Source organism: Mesorhizobium sp. (assembly GCF_004962245.1).
Lineage (GTDB): Bacteria > Pseudomonadota > Alphaproteobacteria > Rhizobiales > Rhizobiaceae > Mesorhizobium.
In genome coordinates, this window is record NZ_SUHQ01000078.1 from 1 (window position 1) to 3,106 (window position 3,106).

The 3,106-nt window shown below is 58.3% G+C and carries 2 protein-coding genes; one reads left to right on the top strand and one right to left on the bottom strand.

From position 1 onward, the window contains the following. Positions 1–1,061, bottom strand: a 1,061-nt coding sequence (locus E5X88_RS33320; protein WP_366929989.1) for a DUF6600 domain-containing protein, incomplete at its 3' end; no start/stop codon positions are given. Positions 1,062–2,658: 1,597 nt separating this feature from the next. Between E5X88_RS33320 and E5X88_RS33325 the strand changes: the two genes are divergently transcribed. After that, complete coding sequence (locus E5X88_RS33325; RefSeq protein WP_292168504.1) at positions 2,659–3,027, top strand: low affinity iron permease family protein; 369 nt, start codon at positions 2,659–2,661, stop codon at positions 3,025–3,027. Positions 3,028–3,106: the final 79 nt, after the last annotated feature.

A 3,106-nucleotide genomic window follows, 5' to 3' on the forward strand; every position in this document is an offset into this window, starting at 1 on the left:
TTGTCCGCCTGGTCGGGCTCGGCTTGCTGCTGCTCGGCGGCGGGTTGCTCCTTGGCCTTCGGCTTCTGGGGCTTGTCCGCCTGGTCGGGCTCGGCCTGCTGCTGCTCGGCGGCGGGTTGCTCCTTGGTCGTCGGCTTCCCAGCCTCTTCGGGCTGGGCCTGTTCGTTCGTTGCTGCGCCTTCGGTCGGCTTCGATTTCCGGCCGGCCTGAACCTGCTTCACCTCCTCGATATCTTTGATCTCAGCTGGTTTGGAATCAGGATCGGCTTTCACCTCACCATCAAAGACCGTGACCGTATTGTTTTCCAATTTGCCTGACTGGTCTGGCGCGTCGGTCTTGTTGACCTTGACGACAGTCACCTCCTGGTTCGTCTCCTTCTCGATCACGTCAACATCAATGACTTTGTTGATCACCACGTTGTTCTGGATCGTCACGTCGCCGGCCGGCTCGGCCGCCTCGACAATGCGCACAAACTCCGGCTCATCACGAATAACGACGACAGAAATGTCCGCAGCAAGGAATTCGCGGGTGGGGACCACAACCCAGTAATAATTCGGCGTGGCGTCGAAGGTCACCTCGATTGAAATCAAATCCGGATCGCGGCGCGGCGGCAGCGGAGCCCAGATGATGTGCCCCCTGTCACGCCGCCAGCTCACCCATGCTGGCGCCCAACGAGTACCTGGAACCCAGTACCAGCCGATGTCGTCGGCATAGCCCCACCGGCCGTAATGGTAGGTCGCCCAGCCGAACGGCTCGTCGGATACCCACAGCCAGCCATACTGCTCGGTATAGACCCAGTGCCCAAGGGTATACGGACGCCAATCGTCAGGTACATCAACTGGGACGAAAACGGTCGCTCCTTGGTAGGAAACCCAATCACCATGGGAAGACAGGTCGTCGTAGAACGTGCTGATCGAAATGGAAACGTCGGTGGCAGCCCTTGCCTCCGACACAAGCGACAACGGTGCAACCGGGTTGGGAATCTCGACGACCGTGAGCAGACAGGCGGCTGCTCCGCTCAGCATCAGTCGTACAGCATTTTGGGCAAGGACGCGTTTCATCCTAGTCTTCCTCTGAAACAGATCGCCCTTCATCTTAGAAACTCGCCGGCTGTCGGATTGTTCCACCTTGCGTTGCCCGCATCCGCTCACCTGGCATCGCAATGATACAAAGGATCAACACCTAGGTAAGTTGCTTCGTGAGGGCGGTGAATCAGGCCACCAATCGTCCTCACAAATGCGTGCCGAAGACGCAATGCCGACGGAAGCGTGTCGATCACGGTATCATATGCTTCGATTATACTGCCAACCGTGCAGCAGCAACAGCACCGGGCGTCGTCGAGCTTCAATGTTGTCTTGGCATTAAGGGCTCCTGACAAATATGCCCGGCTAACGCCTCATGCGCCGATCGTTCAACCGCGAATGAAGCGCAACATTAAACGTCGCGGTACCCCTACTTCGCCTTGGCACGGGCAGGGTCATGCAAAGAAAGACCGGCAGATGATCGGCGGCCACGCTCGGATCTTCTCGGGAAAGAGTGCCCACCGTCGACGGGCTGTGGCCGCGCACGTCGTCAGCAACGCTGCCACAATCCAAGCGACCCTTCAGCGCGGCGGCCGCTTGACCGATTCATGAACCCGGTCACCCCTGGTTGCGGGCGGGTTCTCTTAGTGTACCGCTACAGCAGCGCCGTTGCGACCGCCAGAAGGGTCGACCGCTCCTTTCCAGCAACCTCTTCACGCACTCCCATCTCCGCCCAGGCAGCTCGAAAGCGCTGGACTGCCGGTAGTCTCGGCACTTGCCGCCGAGCGATTGGTCAGCCAGCCCCCAGCGATTGGCCAGCCAGCCTCCGACGGAAAGACGACCGGCCGGTGAACCAGAGACCGGTCCCACATGAGCTGGGACTAAGGTCTGAACTAAACCGCATCGGTCCGATGGCGGAACCTTGGCCTTGCCAGGCGGTTGGGTGGCGACCGTCGGCAGTCAACTGGGTGCCCGCTTTTGTGCCCCCGTAGCGGGCACTCATTTTGATCCCCATCCGCCGCAAGCGGCGAGCGTTTGCGATAGCGAGGCGAACCGTGACAATTACCCAGGGCAGTCACAACGCATATGAGGTCGCAAGTCCCCCCGCAAACGATAATCGCGCTCCCGACCTCAACTACGTGCGAGATCTCGTTCCGCCTAGTTGTGACGACGAGGCTACCGACGTTGTCAGGCGAGCAGAGCGTCTGGCCAATACGGTGGTTATCGCGATGGCGGTCTGTCTGGTCTTGGTCCCGGTCACTTGCCTAATATACTGGAATTGAGGCGTCCTCATCTTCCCAGGGATCCAGCAGCGAGGCAGATCAACTCTTATCACCGCCGATAGCTCTTTGCTGGCAATGCCGACACACTTTGCGATCCAAGATTTCTTTCCCGGGGGAACGAGAAAGCGGCCCAGTTGTTATCGAGAGCACCTTCGATCAGACGAGGCAAGGAAGAATGGGAAAAATGTGATGGAGACCACTAAGGCATCCAAGGGGCTTGCGGACCATTTCCGGGATACGCTGAAGGACAATAAAGTGCCTTCGACCCGGCCAAAGATGGCGAAGGAATAGATCAAGCTATACGCCAGACACTGCGCCTCCCTAGATCCTCAAATTTCCCGAGATAGACCAAAATGGAGAAAACATTCAATCGAGTGGCTGGCGCCGTTGCTTACGCCACCGGCAGACCTTGGGTCTTTGCACTTTGCCTGACGTCGGTACTGATCTGGGCCGTCTCGGGCCCGGCCTTTAACTATTCCGAGACTTGGCAGTTGGTCATTAATACTGGCACAACGATCGTAACATTCCTGATGGTGTTTCTGATTCAGAACACCCAGAACCGCGACGGCGCCGCGATCCAGGCCAAACTCGACGAGTTGATCCGCGCTGGCAAAGGCAAAAACGACTTTATCGGTATCGAGCGCCTTACCGAAGCGGAAGTGGAGCAGTTCCGCTCTATGTGTGCTCAAGCCAAAGAGGGGAATGCGGTCGCCACAGTTTAAGTTCGCGCGCTCGCGATGTGAGGCCTAGGTTGAGGACTCATTCAGATCCAGGCTGAAATGATTGCGGCGAGAGCGAGGG